Source organism: Streptomyces sp. TG1A-8, assembly GCF_030499535.1.
Classification (GTDB): Bacteria; Actinomycetota; Actinomycetes; order Streptomycetales; family Streptomycetaceae; genus Streptomyces.
In genome coordinates this window covers 471,327-484,575 of record NZ_JASTLB010000004.1, presented here as the reverse complement: position 1 = coordinate 484,575, position 13,249 = coordinate 471,327, and the positions used below count along the sequence as shown (strand labels likewise).

Annotated in this window: 14 protein-coding genes and 3 pseudogenes; 12 read left to right on the top strand and 5 right to left on the bottom strand. The window is 67.6% G+C overall.

Translation table 11 applies throughout. The features are described from left to right. Positions 1 to 64 precede the first annotated feature (64 nt). From QQY24_RS34465 to QQY24_RS34445, 5 genes and pseudogenes are all read left to right on the top strand, one after another. A complete protein-coding gene (locus tag QQY24_RS34465) occupies positions 65 to 1,138 on the top strand; it encodes a MerR family transcriptional regulator (protein WP_301976885.1) in 1,074 nt (357 codons plus the stop codon). 22 nt (positions 1,139 to 1,160) lie between these two features. Continuing rightward, positions 1,161 to 1,670: a hypothetical protein gene (locus tag QQY24_RS34460; RefSeq protein WP_301976838.1), complete on the top strand. Its 510-nt coding sequence runs from the start codon at positions 1,161 to 1,163 to the stop codon at positions 1,668 to 1,670. Further along, the gene (locus tag QQY24_RS34455) at positions 1,667 to 2,665 is read left to right on the top strand and encodes an IS481 family transposase (protein WP_301976836.1); all 999 of its coding nucleotides are present in this window, start codon (positions 1,667 to 1,669) and stop codon (positions 2,663 to 2,665) included. Before QQY24_RS34460 ends, QQY24_RS34455 begins: the two co-directional genes overlap by 4 nt. Next, positions 2,662 to 2,799, top strand: a pseudogene (locus QQY24_RS34450) (XRE family transcriptional regulator); the annotation flags it as partial. The gene QQY24_RS34455 and the pseudogene QQY24_RS34450, both read left to right, overlap by 4 nt. Before the next feature lie 408 nt (positions 2,800 to 3,207). Next, positions 3,208 to 3,465 (top strand): LysR family transcriptional regulator, encoded by a 258-nt coding sequence (locus QQY24_RS34445; RefSeq protein WP_367658075.1) that lies wholly within the window; start codon positions 3,208 to 3,210, stop codon positions 3,463 to 3,465. Here QQY24_RS34445 and def read toward each other — a convergent pair. Continuing rightward, the gene (def, locus tag QQY24_RS34440; RefSeq protein ID WP_301976835.1) at positions 3,440 to 4,102 is read right to left on the bottom strand and encodes a peptide deformylase; all 663 of its coding nucleotides are present in this window, start codon (positions 4,100 to 4,102) and stop codon (positions 3,440 to 3,442) included. The genes QQY24_RS34445 and def overlap by 26 nt on opposite strands. 113 nt (positions 4,103 to 4,215) lie before the next feature. On the opposite strand from def, the gene QQY24_RS34435 reads away from it, so the two are divergent. Both QQY24_RS34435 and QQY24_RS34430 read left to right on the top strand, forming a co-directional pair. Next, a complete protein-coding gene (locus tag QQY24_RS34435; RefSeq protein ID WP_301976834.1) occupies positions 4,216 to 4,794 on the top strand; it encodes a helix-turn-helix domain-containing protein in 579 nt (192 codons plus the stop codon). A 475-nt stretch (positions 4,795 to 5,269) separates the two neighbouring features. Then, the gene (locus QQY24_RS34430) at positions 5,270 to 5,824 is read left to right on the top strand and encodes an XRE family transcriptional regulator (protein WP_301976833.1); all 555 of its coding nucleotides are present in this window, start codon (positions 5,270 to 5,272) and stop codon (positions 5,822 to 5,824) included. A gap of 105 nt (positions 5,825 to 5,929) precedes the next feature. On the opposite strand, the gene QQY24_RS34425 is transcribed toward QQY24_RS34430, so the two are convergent. After that, on the bottom strand, positions 5,930 to 6,454 hold the full coding sequence (locus tag QQY24_RS34425; RefSeq protein ID WP_301976832.1) for an AAA family ATPase: 525 nt from the start codon (positions 6,452 to 6,454) through the stop codon (positions 5,930 to 5,932). 125 nt (positions 6,455 to 6,579) lie between these two features. Between QQY24_RS34425 and QQY24_RS34420 the strand changes: the two are divergent. Then, a pseudogene (locus QQY24_RS34420) lies at positions 6,580 to 7,107 on the top strand (NUDIX domain-containing protein); the annotation flags it as partial. 3 nt (positions 7,108 to 7,110) lie between these two features. On the opposite strand, the pseudogene QQY24_RS34415 reads toward QQY24_RS34420, so the two are convergent. Beyond that, positions 7,111 to 7,317, bottom strand: a pseudogene (locus QQY24_RS34415) (IS701 family transposase); the annotation flags it as partial. 68 nt (positions 7,318 to 7,385) lie between these two features. Then, a complete protein-coding gene (locus tag QQY24_RS34410) occupies positions 7,386 to 8,318 on the bottom strand; it encodes an aminoglycoside phosphotransferase family protein (protein WP_301976831.1) in 933 nt (310 codons plus the stop codon). A 227-nt stretch (positions 8,319 to 8,545) separates the two neighbouring features. Between QQY24_RS34410 and QQY24_RS34405 the strand changes: the two genes are divergently transcribed. The 4 genes from QQY24_RS34405 (at position 8,546) to QQY24_RS34390 (ending at position 12,751) form a co-directional block, all read left to right on the top strand. Further along, positions 8,546 to 9,043, top strand: a complete 498-nt coding sequence (locus QQY24_RS34405) for a hypothetical protein (protein ID WP_301976830.1) — start codon at positions 8,546 to 8,548, stop codon at positions 9,041 to 9,043. A gap of 252 nt (positions 9,044 to 9,295) precedes the next feature. Beyond that, on the top strand, positions 9,296 to 10,411 hold the full coding sequence (locus QQY24_RS34400) for a site-specific integrase (protein ID WP_301976829.1): 1,116 nt from the start codon (positions 9,296 to 9,298) through the stop codon (positions 10,409 to 10,411). Between the two features lie 3 nt (positions 10,412 to 10,414). Beyond that, entirely contained in the window at positions 10,415 to 10,753 is a 339-nt protein-coding gene (locus tag QQY24_RS34395) for a helix-turn-helix transcriptional regulator (protein WP_199806345.1), read from the top strand. Between the two features lie 12 nt (positions 10,754 to 10,765). Further along, positions 10,766 to 12,751 (top strand): hypothetical protein, encoded by a 1,986-nt coding sequence (locus QQY24_RS34390; RefSeq protein ID WP_301976827.1) that lies wholly within the window; start codon positions 10,766 to 10,768, stop codon positions 12,749 to 12,751. On the opposite strand, the gene QQY24_RS34385 is transcribed toward QQY24_RS34390, so the two are convergent. Continuing rightward, complete coding sequence (locus QQY24_RS34385) at positions 12,748 to 13,230, bottom strand: hypothetical protein (protein ID WP_301976826.1); 483 nt, start codon at positions 13,228 to 13,230, stop codon at positions 12,748 to 12,750. The two genes, QQY24_RS34390 and QQY24_RS34385, sit on opposite strands and share 4 nt — an antisense overlap. Positions 13,231 to 13,249: the final 19 nt, after the last annotated feature.

The window sequence follows — 13,249 nt, the reverse complement described above, 5'->3', positions numbered from 1 at the left end:
TGACGTTGGTGACGCCCCACGTCGATGTTGACCTTCGAGTTGGATGAAGCTCAATGATGGCGAGGTGCCAATTTCTGAGCTGATGCCAATCGGGGTCTTTGCCCAGCGCAGTGGTCTGACCTCCAGCGCGTTGCGGTTCTACGCCGACTCCGGGCTGCTGCCCCCTGCCGAAGTAGACTCGGTCTCGGGCTACCGCTACTACGGCGCTGACCAGGTGGCACGGGCGACCGCGCTGCGTCAGCTCCGCGAGATCGCCATGCCCCTCGCTGCGGTCGAGGCGGTCCTCGACGCCGGGGCCGACGAGGCCGCGCGGCTGCTCGACGAGCATGTTGCCAAGATCGTCGACGATGCGGCGACGGCACGGCAGAAGGCTGCTGTCATCAAGTCCGCGCTCGGCGGCAACGTGCCCGGTCTGTTGATCGCCATGCTGAAGGGGCCCGTGCTTGCGGATGCGGTAGAGCAGGTCCTGACCGCGACCGCGCACGAGCCGGGGATGGCGGTGCTCGCCGGCTTGCACATTGAGGCAAGTCATGAGGCGATCGCCCTGACGGCGACCGACCGGTACCGGCTCTCCACCCGGACCCTGGTGCCGGCGCGGCCGGCGGAGCAGACGTGGGTCGGCACGATCGACGGCGACGACCTGCGGGCCGCTGTCGCCACGGTCCGGCGCAGTGCGCTGGTCCGCATCGAAGCGGTGCCGCACGGGATCTGGCTGCGCATGCCCGAGCGGGAGGACCGGCACTGCCGGTTGCTGTCCGAGGACTTCCCCGATCACCGGTTGATGCTCGCCTCCCTGGGCGAGATCAGCTCCCGCGCGACGGTCTCGAAGGATCTTCTGCTGCGCGCCCTGGAAGAACACCCCGGCGAACGCGTCGCGCTGCACGTCTCCGATCACGGAGTGAACGTCCGGCCCCCGGACGCCGAGGACCCCGGTGTTCAGCTCCCCGCCACCGTGACGGGCGGGGCTCTGCAGATCCGGTTTGAGATGACCACGCTCTATCCCGCCGTGAGCACAGCCATCGGTCCCGACGTGATGCTCGACCTGAGGGGACACGACGGGCCCGTCACGATCCGCTCTGCCGACCGCGGCGATCTCACCACCCTGGCCATGCCCGTCAAGTTCGACCACTCAGCCTGAGAACGACAACGAGGAACACGTCATGCCTACCGCACCCGCCAGTCCCGACCCGACCATGCAAGCCATCGGCCAGGCCGTTACCGAAGGCCGAACGGGCAACACTCTTTCCGCCCGCCAGAAGCTCCTGAACTTGTGGTCGGCGATCGGCGTCACCGGCGACCCGCTGCACCGTTGCTCACTCGCCCACTACCTGGCAGATCTCTACGAAGATCCTGCCCAGGCCCTCGCCTGGGACGTCCGGGCCCTGGACGCTGCCGACGCCGTGACCGAGCAGCGCGTCCAGGAGCACCACGCCAGCCTCCACATCGCCGGGTTCTACCCCTCCCTCCACCTCAACCTGGCCGACAACTACCGCCGACTCGGGTCCTTCGATGCGGCCACCGAGCACATCAACGCGGCCAAAGAGCACGCCCCCAACCTCCGTCAGGACGCATATGGTGCCTTCCTGCGCACCGCCCTTGATGAGGTGGCAGAGGCCATCTCCCGGCGGGACACCACCAAGCGGCCCTCCGCGCCTGGCCCCACTGCATGACGCACCGGAACGCGCCCCTCACCGTCGAGGGACGCCGTCGACTGGTCGAGCGTTGCCGGACGAGACCGATTGCGCATGTCGCAGCCGAGATGGGGGTGTCCCGGGCGTGCGCTTCGAAGTGGGTCAATCGATACCGGAGCCACGGCGAACTCGGGCTGGAAAACCGCTCGTCCACGCCCCACCACCAGCCGACCGCGACACCGTCCGAAGTCCTCGCACTCATAGAAGAGCTGCGCCGGACCCACAAGTGGTCCGCTGCCAGGATCGCCTTCGAGCTGGCCCAGGCCGGAACACCAATCAGTCGAAGGACCGTGAACAGGCACTTGGCTGAGATCGGCATCAACCGGCGCCGGTTCATCGACCCCAATGGCGAGTCCAACCGCCAGCCGCGGAAGATCCATGCCCGACGGCCCGGCCACATGATCCACGTCGATGTGAAGAAGGTGGGCCGTATCCCTGACGGCGGAGGCTGGCGCGCACACGGACGCGGCAGTGACCAGGCCAAAGCCGTCAACCGGAGAAAGAAGACTGAGCGCGGTGGCTACGTCTATCTGCACTCGGCCATAGACGGGTACAGCCGTCTCGCCTACACCGAAGCACTGCCTGACGAGAAGGCCATCACCGCGATCGCCTTCCTCCATCGTGCCCGCGCCTGGCTGGCCGCCCACGGGATCACACGCATCGAACGGATCGTGACAGACAACGGCGCCTGCTATCGAGCCGAGAGCTTCACCCGGGCCCTCCTCGGCGCCAGGCACCAGCGCATCGCGCCCTACACCCCACGCCACAACGGCAAAGTCGAGCGATACAACCGCATTCTGGCCGAAGAGTTCCTCTATGCCCGGACGTGGACGTCGGAAGCTCAACGCACCCATCTCCTGGGCCGCTGGATTGTCCACTACAACTACCACCGACCGCACACCGTGCTCGGAAACCAACCACCCGCAGCACGACTACCGGGCGGCGTCACCAACGTCCTGGCCTCCTACACCTAGTGGTCGACACCCGCGCCCGCTTCGGCTTCACCGCCGCACCCGGCACCAGCGACGACGCCCGCGTGCGCCATCTGACCATCGCCCTGGCCCCGCAGCACGCGGCCCGCCTGTTCGACGCCCAGGACGCCGGCGCCACTTGGCTGCACTTATGAAGCGCCCGTGAGACAGGCAGGTCGGCGCGTTCACTCTTTCGGGCTACTTGGCTCCGAACTGAGGCGGCTGCTCTCGACGGTAGGCAGTCTGGTCGTACGGACCACGGTCTGGGTCCCGATCATCGGCTTCCAAGGCCGCCAGTCCCGCGTGACCATCGAACGGTCCTGGCTCTTCGAGCAGTACGTCATCCGCCGGCGGCCCCTGCCGGACCTGGCCCGCGAGCAAGGCATGAGCCGCTCGAACATGGCCCGCTGGGCCCGCGTCCACAACATCCCCTCCGCCGCAGCGGAGGAGCAAGTCACCGTGCCGCCCTCCGAACAACCGAACTCGCCGCCTATCTCCCGGCTATCTTGCGAAGCGGCCTCACCAGTCCCTTCGCATGGCAGAGGATGCGAAACTTCGCGGCCGCATCGTCCTTCCCGTCGATGCATGAGGCAGCGCGAGCCCTCAATATCAATCGGTCAACGCTGGTGAACCAGATCAACCAGCTTGAAGCAGTCCTCGGACAGCCCCTGCTGGAACGAGCTACGCGCGGCAGAGCCATGAAGCTGACCAGCTTTGGCAAACGAGTGGTTACCGCGATCAACAAGATCCCTTCCGAGGAAGGAGTTCACCGAGCTCTCACCGCCCCAGACTGGCGGCCTTGATAGCACGTTGAGCGAAGACATCCTCACGGCGGTCTGCCATCTGCCGCAGCGCGTCTTTGCGATCTCGCTTGGAGAGCCGGTCGAGATAGGTGTGACCGAAGAGGTGGTCGGTCTCGTGTTGCAGACACCGAGCGAAGTAACCCGTTCCTTCAATGACGAGGGGGTTGCCGTCCTTGTCGAGCCCGCGAGCGATGGCACGATCGGTGCGGGGAACCGCCATGCCCGCACCGGGCACGGACAGGCAGCCCTCGAAGTCGTCAACAAGCCGGCGGCTACCCGGATCGGGCAGGTCCAGAACCGGGTTGATGATGTGACCGACATGCCGGATCCCATAGTCGTCCGGGCAGTCATACACGAACAGCCGCAGGTCGACATCTACCTGGTTGGCAGCCAGGCCGGCACCGTCGGCCACATACATGGTCAGGAACATGTCGTCGATTAACGCCGACAGCTCCGGAGTGCCGAACTCGGTCACCTCCCGGCACGGACGGCTCAGTACCGCCTCACCCACCACCGTGACCCTGCGAACCGAACCGCGTTCCGCCTCTGGTGGCAGAGCCGGATAGGTGTCCACCGGGCGGCCTTGCACGCGGACTCGCCGGTCGACGGGACGGGACCGCTCGTGACGAACAGACATAGCTGTCTCCCCTTTTTGCGCACGTCACAGATGCCGCGGAGGTCACCGCAGCTGATGACTTCAACAAGGACTGCGGCTTGCCAAGTCCTTTGCAAAGTAGCAGACTTTGCAAAGTGACTGAAGATGATGTCAACAGCCCGGGCGGCCGGACAGCCGGCAACAGCGAAGAACTGCGCGAGCACGAAGTCCGCACAGCTTTGCTGGACCTACTGGCTGAAGTCGGCACCGTCACGGCGACCGAAGCCGCCTCCCGGCTGGGCTATAGCTCTGGCCTCTGCTCATTCCACCTACGGCAGCTCGCACGTCACGGACACATCGAAGAGGCTCCCCACAGCGGGGGCCGGGCACGTCCTTGGCGTCTGAAGCAGCAGACCCACGCTGCTGGCGCACCTATGGAGGAGCAGTTCGGCGACCTGGCCCGCGGGCTGGAGGACGAGAGCTGGCAGCGATGGCTGACCCAGCGAGACGAGGCGCCGGCCGAATGGCGTCAGGACGAAGCCTTCAGTGCCGTCGCCTACCTGACACCCGAAGAGATGAGCCGGGTCGCGGACGTGATCCGACGGGCCATGGCGCCCTACCAAGACCGCGAACAACGCCCCCTGGCCCGGCCCGACGACGCTCGACCGGTGGCCCTCATCACCCGACTCTTCCCCCTGCTTCCCCACACAGCAGACGGCGCGGACCAAGACTGAGAAAACGTCGGCCGTTTCGAACGCACTTGAGGAAATGACACGACGCTGAGACAGCAGGCAGATGACACGACGTGAGACAACCTGAAAACGTCCAGGTCACCGCGTCGCTGCATGACGCCGAGGCTGAGAACCTACACCGTTGTGGGGTCTCACGAACCGTGGCCAAATCTCACGAACGATGGCCAAGCGGCGGCCATTCGCGAGACTCCGCAGGTCTAGGGCTTGCCGTCGGTGGCTGTCCCGAGGATTTGGCCACGGTCGTGAGACTGGATGGTTGGCCAAGCCGTGAGACAGCGCGACAACCGCCAGGTCACGGCGTTGTCGTTGGCCACGGGCTGCGAGACCCTACACGCCCCGTACACGCCCCTGAGTGCCCCTCTGGCGGCCGATCACCCGGTCCGGCGTCAATTCCCTCGCCGGTTCGGGTGATCGGCCCTTACAGCCCCGTATAGCCGATCTTGAAGGGCCGCCCCCGATGGCTTCCGTTTCCGACGGCCTGAACCGCGCCGTGCAGCAGGCATTCACCCGCCCCATCCCGAAGTCGGCTGGTGCGCAGATGCGTTACCTGGTCAAGCAGCTCAAGGGCACCCGCGCGGTCGCCGACGCGCTCGGTGTCTCCCAGCGCACCGTCGAGCGCTATGCGAAGGACCAGATCCGCCGGCCCCGCGCCGACCTCGCCGCGCGACTGGCCGACGCTGTCCGCGCCCGCTGGCAGCCCCGCATCCGCGAACAAGCCCGGCGCCAGGCGGCCACCAGTACCGGCCTGGTGGTCGACACCCGCGCCCGCTTCGGGTTCACCGCCGCACCCGGCACCAGCGACGACGCCCGCGTGCGCCATCTGACCATCGCCCTGGCCCCGCAGCACGCGGCCCGCCTGTTCGACGCCCAGGACGCCGGCGCGAGCGAGCAGCAGTTGCGTGCCATCGCCGCCGAGGGCCTGGGCGAGATGTACTTCCGCGACGGCGGCCGCCGCGCGCACGGCCTGGAGGTGGAGTTCACCGACGTCGAACACCTGGAGTTCGATTTGTAGAGACCGGGCGCGTGGATGGGTCGGCCATGCGAAGGTGAGCCGAAGCACGGTAGTTGTCACATAGGCAGTCTTGTTGTCACCTGCGAGATGCGACGCCGGAAGGTCTCAACTCTTGACGGCCTCTGCGATCTGCCCGGCGGCCTGGGCGGGGGTGAGGTGCGTGGTGTCGACGACCTCGGCTTCGGCGTGCAGCCACGTGCGGGCCGCCTCGGCGTAGGGCTCGAGGTATTGGAGACGGAACGGGGAGTTGGGGCCTAGAACGGTGTCGCCTGCGATGCGTGCGCGGAGGGTGTCCTGGTCGGCGTGGAGTACGAAGTGCCGGACCGGAATGTCGTGCTGGGCAAGTCCCGAGCTGATCTCGCGCCAGTACTGCTCGACCAGGACGGTCATGGGCATCACCAGGGTTCCGCCGGTGTAGTCGAGGATGCGTCGGGCGGTTTCGACCACGAGGGGCCGCCATGGCGGCCAGTGCTGGAAGTTGTCCGTCGCGGGCAGTCCTGGCTCGATGTCCATGAGTGTCTCGCCGACTTTCTCGGCGTCGAACACTCGTGAGTCCGGGATCAGCTGCTGGACGAGCGCACTAGTCGTTGTCTTGCCTGCGCCGTGGGTGCCGTTGAGCCATACGATCATGGACTTGACGCTAGCGCCGTGTGGGCCGCGTGGACAGGCAGAGTAGAAGATCCGGTGCGGTCGATCAGGTATGTGAGGACCGGGATTTCTCCTGGCTCAGCCTCTGCGGGCTCAGGGAAGTGTCAATGTCAGTGGGCTCTGCCAGGGTGTGCGTCGTGGATGAACTGGTGGAGCGTGTCGACGATCAAGATCGTGTGCTGGGGATGGTGGTCAGCCGCCGGCAGGCCATCCAGGAGGGTTGGCTGCACCGAGTCGCCGTGACGGTGTGTCGTGATGAGCATGGACGGGTCCTCGTCCACCGACGGTCGGAGCAGGTATCGCGCTTCCCCCGGCTCTATGAGGTCGGGGTCGGTGGTGCCGCAAATGTAGGCGAGTCCTATGAACAGGCCGCCGCGAGGAAGCTGGCCGAAGAGCTGGGCATTCGTGCGCTGCCGCGCCTGCTGTTCACGTTCATCAACCGCAGCGGCTTGAGCCCTCACTGGCTCGGCGTGCACGAAGCCGTGGTGCCGGACGCCGTGGTCCTCGATCCCGATGAGGTCGCCTGGCATGGTTGGCTGACCGAGCTGGAGCTGCGGTCGGCCCTGCTGGAGTGGCGCTTCACCCCCGACAGCCACGAAGCCTTCAGTCGGTATTTGGCGTTCAGGACCGCGCGGTGGCTGCATACCGTGAGGGCTGGCCTCCCCGACCCACTCCGCGATCGTCCAGCAGTTCTTGCGGGGCAGGTCCGACAACAGGCCCAGCAGCAGCCGCCCGGCTCGAAGGCGGGGTTCGTATCGGGAGAAGCGGCCCGCGATGCGGCCCATGGCCGCCGCGAATGCCTCCCGCCACCGGATGGGATCTATGCTGTGACCTGCGGCCACCATCTCATCGTCGGTGCACACAGCTCACAATGATCAACGGTGGCCGCACTCGTCCACCCACCGGACCGGGCCTACGAGCGTTCGGTGAGCAATTCCGCCAGGCGGTCGGCGAACTCGGTGAGCCAGTCCAGCCGTGGTCCGCCGCGGGCGATACGAAAACCGTGATGGCGACCCCAGAACGCAGCCTGGACGGCATGGAACTGGGCCCACCGCTGGACGCGTTCACGGTCGAGTTCCGCGGCCTCTGCGAAGACGTCCAAGACGCGATGGACAGCCTTGCGCAGGTCATCCGCTTCCAGGAGCGTCAGCGCGCGGGACTTCAGTAGCGTGCCGCCGTCGTAGGCGGGATCTCCCACGTACCCCTTGGGGTCGACAGCCAGCCACGGCTCTCGGCCGGCACGCAGGATGTTCCGGGCATGCAGGTCGCCATGGATGAGGGTGTCCGGCTGGGCCCGACCCAGCTCCCGAACGGTCCCCACGGCGGCATCCAGCACCTGACGCGGCAGCGCATGCGACAGCTCCTCGGCGTCCTTGAGCAGCTGCTCCTCCCAGACATCGGCCTGCTCACGAAGCCGGGGCAGGCCGGGCGGTGCGGGGATGGCCAGGCGGCGATTGAGTCGCCCGGCGACGGTCACCACCTCGTCACCGTCCTCGACCTCCGCCAGGGTCGAGGGCTGAACCCGCTCCAGCAGCATCGCGAACCGCTCGTCGTCGCGCTCATGCAGCAGGACCGCGCCGCACCCGCCCCACGCAACGAACGCATCCGGCTCATGGACGTTGCCGGGATGCGGAAACGACACCTTCAGCACGGAGCTCTCCTCAGCCCGCCGCCGTACCGGAACGATGACGCCAACACCTCCGTGCATGACCTCGCCATCCGGCACGCACCCCCAGCGCCCCAGCAACTCCTCTACGATCCCGGGCAGCTCGGCGAGCCATGCCGCCCCGGCTTCCCCCTCGCGGTCGACGGTGCTCTGTGCGAACTCCTCTGGCATCGCGATCATCCCGGCACCCTACGCGCCAGCCCGCCGCAGCCACCAAGCCCAAGCCGGCCGCTGCCGCCGCCGGGAAGACCTCGCCCTACGAAGGTCGCGATCTACAGCTGGAGTACTAACCCCCTGCTCCGGACCACCTGCCTCGCACCCGAACCCCTCGCGGTCGGGTGCGGGCCAGGCCGCCCGGCCTGCACACCACACTCCCGCCGCGCTCACCACACCCAGGAGGTCCCCGCGTGTTAGCCACCCTCATCACCGCCGCCCTCGCCATCACCGGCACCCTGGCAGGCGCAATCGTCTCCGGCCGCTTCCAGGAACGCGCCGCCGAACGACAGGCGCGCATCGCCCACGGCGAGTCGGTCCGCCGGGACCGGCTGGAGGCCGTCACCACGCTGGCCTGCGCCGCATCCGACCACCGCCGGGCGATGTGGATGCGCGGCGACGCCCTCCTCAAGGGCGCCGGCCCCGAGCAGGTCGAGACCCTGCGCGCTGAGAGTCACCTGACGCGCAGCGCAATCACCCGCCCCCTGGTCGCGCTGCGCGTCCTCATCGAGGACCAGGCCGTGCGCGCCGCGGCTGACGCGATGGTCACGCTGACGTACGCGATGCGCGACGCATCCGCCACCACCGACGACCTGGCCGCCGCCCGGGAAGCCGCGAAGGCCGCTCACGACGACTTCGTGTCCGCCGCCGCCCGCTACCTGAGCCCGACCGTCTCCCGGGGAGCACTGTGAACACGACCCCGAGCCTGCCGCGCGCCCTCCAGGGGTTACCAACTGGAGTTCACGCGGGTTCCTCGGAGCCCTCTGGTGCGAGAACAGTGCAAGTGAGGAGGTGAGAGCCTTCTCGCCGACTGTCACCCGTTCGTGTCGGATTCCCCGAGTTGCTGTCAGATTCTGCGAGCACGGCCAGTAACTTGCGAGGTTATGGGGGAATCGGGAAGTCGCCGCCTGACGTTGCTCACCGGGCAGTCGGGGGACGGCGACTTGCACGGTGCCGATGGGCCTGACGGCAGTGGTCTGGCCGATGTCCAGGTGCTCCAGCGGCGGGCTGCCGCACAGACCCATGCCGTCGACGAGCAGGGCTTCTACCTGGAGACCGTGTCGGAGTATCTGTGGGCCCGGGACGTCGCCGGGCTTGCTCCCACAACCTTGGAGAAGCTGGTCCAGCCGGTGATGGAGCTGTGCTCCTTCTACGACCTGGTCCCCTGGCGGCTCACGCCGCGGCACGTGGACCGCTTCTACACCGGCCAGGGCCGCCGGGCCCGCTCTACGGTGCGGAGCAAGCTGACCAAGGTCGACAGCTACTTCGCGTTCCTGGAACAGCGCTATGCAGGTGAGATCGCCCGACGGTTCGGCGCGACGGTCGAGTCGCCGGTCGACACGTTCAACAGGCCAGTGCACCGGGGTGACTTCGGCCTGCGCGTTCCTCCGTCACAGCGAGCGTTGACGGAGTGCTTCGCGCAGTGGCGGACATCGCTCCCGGCGGCGCGCAAGTACCAGGTGGCCGTACGCGACTACGTGATGGCCAAACTCGCCTACATCTCCGGGGTCCGTGCGAGCGAATTGTGCGCGGTCCGCCTCGGAGACATCCACTGGGAGCTTGGCCAGTGGGGCCGGTTCGTGGTCCAGGGCAAGGGGGCTGGCGGCTCGGGCAAGCGTGAGCGGCAGGCGTACCTGTTCGCCGAGGGACGCGAACTGCTGTGGTGGTACATCGAGAAAGTCCGCGGGGTATTCAGCGACGACCCCCTGGATCCGGCAGCACCGCTGTTCCCCTCCGAACGGCGTCCCCGGGCGCTGGCCTCCGCGGGCATCACCGTGTCCACGGCCGTGCAGCCCGACGCGTTCCGCAAGGCCCTCAGGACGGCCGGTGAGCTCTATCTTCCCGGGCCGGTGACCTGCTTGATTCCCCACCTGCTGCGGCACGCGCGGGCCACCCACCTCTACGAGAGCGGCATGGCGCTGTGGGACGTCCAGAAGGTCCTTGGCCACATCTGGGCCAGTACCACGGTCGGCTACCTGTCGACCGTCCAGGCGGACCCGGAGCTGGCCAGCCTGCAGTCCGCACGCCGGGCAGTTCGACGGTTGAGCATGGAGGCATGAGCGATGAAGTGGAACCTGCGGATGGTCGCCGCACAGCGCGACATCTGGAGGCCGACGCAGCTGCAGGCGGTCCTCGCGGAGGTGGGGTTCACGCCGTCGCTGAGCAAGGTCGCGGCACTCTGGAGCGGCAAGCCGGTCACGGTCCGGCTGGAGGACCTGGACAAGATCTGCGCAGCGTTGGACTGCACCGTCGCTGACCTTATGCAGGCCGAGCCGGAGTCGTATCTCGCCTCCCGCGAGCACGACGAACGACGGGTGGCCGGCGCCCGGCCCGATCACGGCGCCGCGGTCCGTCCCGTTCCGGGCAACGGCCGTGGCCTGCGCGGGCTTCCGCCCAACTGATCGGCAGACGGGATGCACTGGCGTCAGGTGGTCTTCCGGTTCGGCTCGGAGCTGCCGGTCCCGCGCTGGCGCCCCTGGTCGCCAGGGCCGAGCTCACCGACCGTTTGTGACGATCCGCGAGTCTGTCCCCCGCAGATCCCCGGTCAGCTGTCCTGGACGCAACTGCCCCGGACGCTGACGATCGAGCACGCGCATCGGATCGCGAACCGCTCCTTCCCGGAGCTGCCCGCGGTCGCCGCGGCGGTCGATCAGATGGCGGCTGAACGGCAGCTGGGCGAGGCATGGAAGCGCCTGGCCCTTCACATGGCCCGTCTCGCTCTGGCCGGCCGGGAAGCCGACCAGCAGTTGGTCCGCGAGCAGGACCTCGCTCGACTCCCGGAACTGCGCGGACCGTTGGTGGAGTTGTTCCGTCGCGCTGGGCTGCTGCGGCGCCGCCCGAACCGGTGGCATCTGGCACTGCATCCCCATGCCCCGGCTGTGAGCTGCGAACACTGCCTGTCCTGGTCCGGCACCACCGCGAAGCTCTGTTCCGCCTGCAAGAACTGGAATCGGTTCAACGACACCGGCGAGTGCCGGCGCTGCCACCGAGTCCTTCCGCTCTCCTTGGGGCGCTGCCGACGCTGCCGTGTCGTCCATCTGGAGCAGACTCTGGCCGACGCCCCGGTCCTCGACCAACTCTGGTTCGGCGGTGAAATTGACATCTACGCGAACAAGACCGGCCGCGACCTCAAAACCGCACGACGGCATCAGGCTCGCCGAGCCAGAGCGGCCCGCTGCTACTGGCCTGAGCACCTGATCGACCCCGCTCAACTCGAACTCTTCCCGGCGCCGGAGCGGGACTGGACAGCGATCCGCGACCCCGGGCTACTGAAGATCATGCCCGAGGCGCAGCACCTCGTCGACGAACTCGACCGACTCGCCCGAGCACAGTCCTGGTCCAGCGCCACTCGCAAGAAGAGCCTCCGCACCCTGCGGGTGCTGCTGGCCTGGCTCGGCACCGACACCCCGATACCTGAGCGCGACGTCTACGGCGCCGGGAGCATCACCGAGCACTACAACACCGTCCGAGTCGCCGGATTCCTGCAGACCAAGGGCCTGCTGGCCCCGGATTCACAGGCGGTCGGCACCGACGAGGCATCCGTCCACCGGTGGGTGGGCCAGGCACCCGCGCAGTTCCAGGCGGACCTTCGCGCCTGGGTGTCCGTGCTCCGCGGCGAGGGCAAACGGCCCTCACCAGCCATGCCCTGGAACACGATCCGCGGCTACATGCTGCACGTCGTGGCCGTCCTTCCCGCCTGGGACCACCTCAGGTCACTCAACGAAGTCACCGAGGAGGAGGTGAAGACGGCCGCCGTCAACTACTCGTACTTCACCGGGCTGCGGTCGCTCTTCAGGGCCCTGCGGCGCGAGCGCCGGATCTTCCGCGACCCGGCCAGGAACGTGCACCTGACCGCGCCCGTCAGGGTCCCGCGGCCCATCCCGGCGGACCGACTCAAGGGGCTCTTGGACCAGGTCCCCGGCATCAAGGACAAGCTCGCTCTCGTCCTGATGGCTGTCTATGCCGTCCGTCCCAAACAAGTCGCCGAGATCCGGCTCGACGACCTCGACCGCTCCATCGGGCGCCTGCGGATCCGCAGACCGAACCGGCTCGACCACGAGATCCACCTGGACGACTTCGCACTGCAACTCGTCAAGGACTGGCTGATCGAGCGCCACCAGCGGTGGCCACTGAGCACCAACCCCTACCTGATCGTCAGCCCCATCACCGCCCTGCACGTCGACCGGCCCGCCGTCGGCCCCTCCAACTTCAAAGCACTCCGCGACCGAATCGGCATCAACCCCACCCAGCTCCGGCAGGACCGGTTCCTCGACGAGGCCCGCGAAACCGCCGACCCGATCCGGCTGATGCGACTGTTCGGGATCACCTCGCACACCGCGATCCACTACGTCCGCATGGCTTACCCCGAGCGCTTCACCATCGATCCCACTCAGGCCTAGCAGGCGCTGGACGAAATCCAGTCCTCGTTGCTGCGATGGCGGCCCAGCCCCACGGCCTCGTATTCGTCCTCGCCCAGACTCCTTCGGGCGCCCAGCCGCCGCAGGGCCTGGGAGATGGGGCTGACTGCTCGCGAGAACCGCTTCTTCGTCGGCTCATCCAGCGGCCCCAGTGCCAGCGCGCCGTCAGCCCAGACAGCGGCTCGTTGCTCGCCGACTCCGCCGAAGTATTCGGCCTCCACATAGGCGATCGGCCCCGCAGCAGACCACTGAGCCAGCAGCGTGTCGAAGCCCCCTGGCAGCCGCCAGAACCCCAGGTCTCGTCCGTCGCTGCCGTCCGTGACGGCATCGAAGACCTCATCGGTCATCGGCATCAGCGACAGGCCCTGGCCAAGAGGCACCACTTGGGCTCCAGGAACCTCGCGCGACGCGATGCGCAGCACCTCGTCACTCGCGATGACCGCCTGCAATTCGTAACCCACCCCGAGCCCTCCCCAACCG

What these genes read in the sequence shown, in the direction of transcription:
- QQY24_RS34425 (WP_301976832.1), bottom strand. Translation starts at nt 6,454, where the DNA reads ATGATCGTATGGCTCAACGGCACCCACGGCGCAGGCAAGACAACGACT.
- QQY24_RS34390 (WP_301976827.1), top strand. Translation starts at nt 10,766, where the DNA reads ATGCACTGGCGTCAGGTGGTCTTCCGGTTCGGCTCGGAGCTGCCGGTC.
- QQY24_RS34395 (WP_199806345.1), top strand. Translation starts at nt 10,415, where the DNA reads ATGAAGTGGAACCTGCGGATGGTCGCCGCACAGCGCGACATCTGGAGG.
- QQY24_RS34460 (WP_301976838.1), top strand. Translation starts at nt 1,161, where the DNA reads ATGCCTACCGCACCCGCCAGTCCCGACCCGACCATGCAAGCCATCGGC.
- def (WP_301976835.1), bottom strand. Translation starts at nt 4,102, where the DNA reads ATGTCTGTTCGTCACGAGCGGTCCCGTCCCGTCGACCGGCGAGTCCGC.
- QQY24_RS34410 (WP_301976831.1), bottom strand. Translation starts at nt 8,318, where the DNA reads ATGATCGCGATGCCAGAGGAGTTCGCACAGAGCACCGTCGACCGCGAG.
- QQY24_RS34445 (WP_367658075.1), top strand. Translation starts at nt 3,208, where the DNA reads ATGCGAAACTTCGCGGCCGCATCGTCCTTCCCGTCGATGCATGAGGCA.
- QQY24_RS34455 (WP_301976836.1), top strand. Translation starts at nt 1,667, where the DNA reads ATGACGCACCGGAACGCGCCCCTCACCGTCGAGGGACGCCGTCGACTG.
- QQY24_RS34430 (WP_301976833.1), top strand. Translation starts at nt 5,270, where the DNA reads ATGGCTTCCGTTTCCGACGGCCTGAACCGCGCCGTGCAGCAGGCATTC.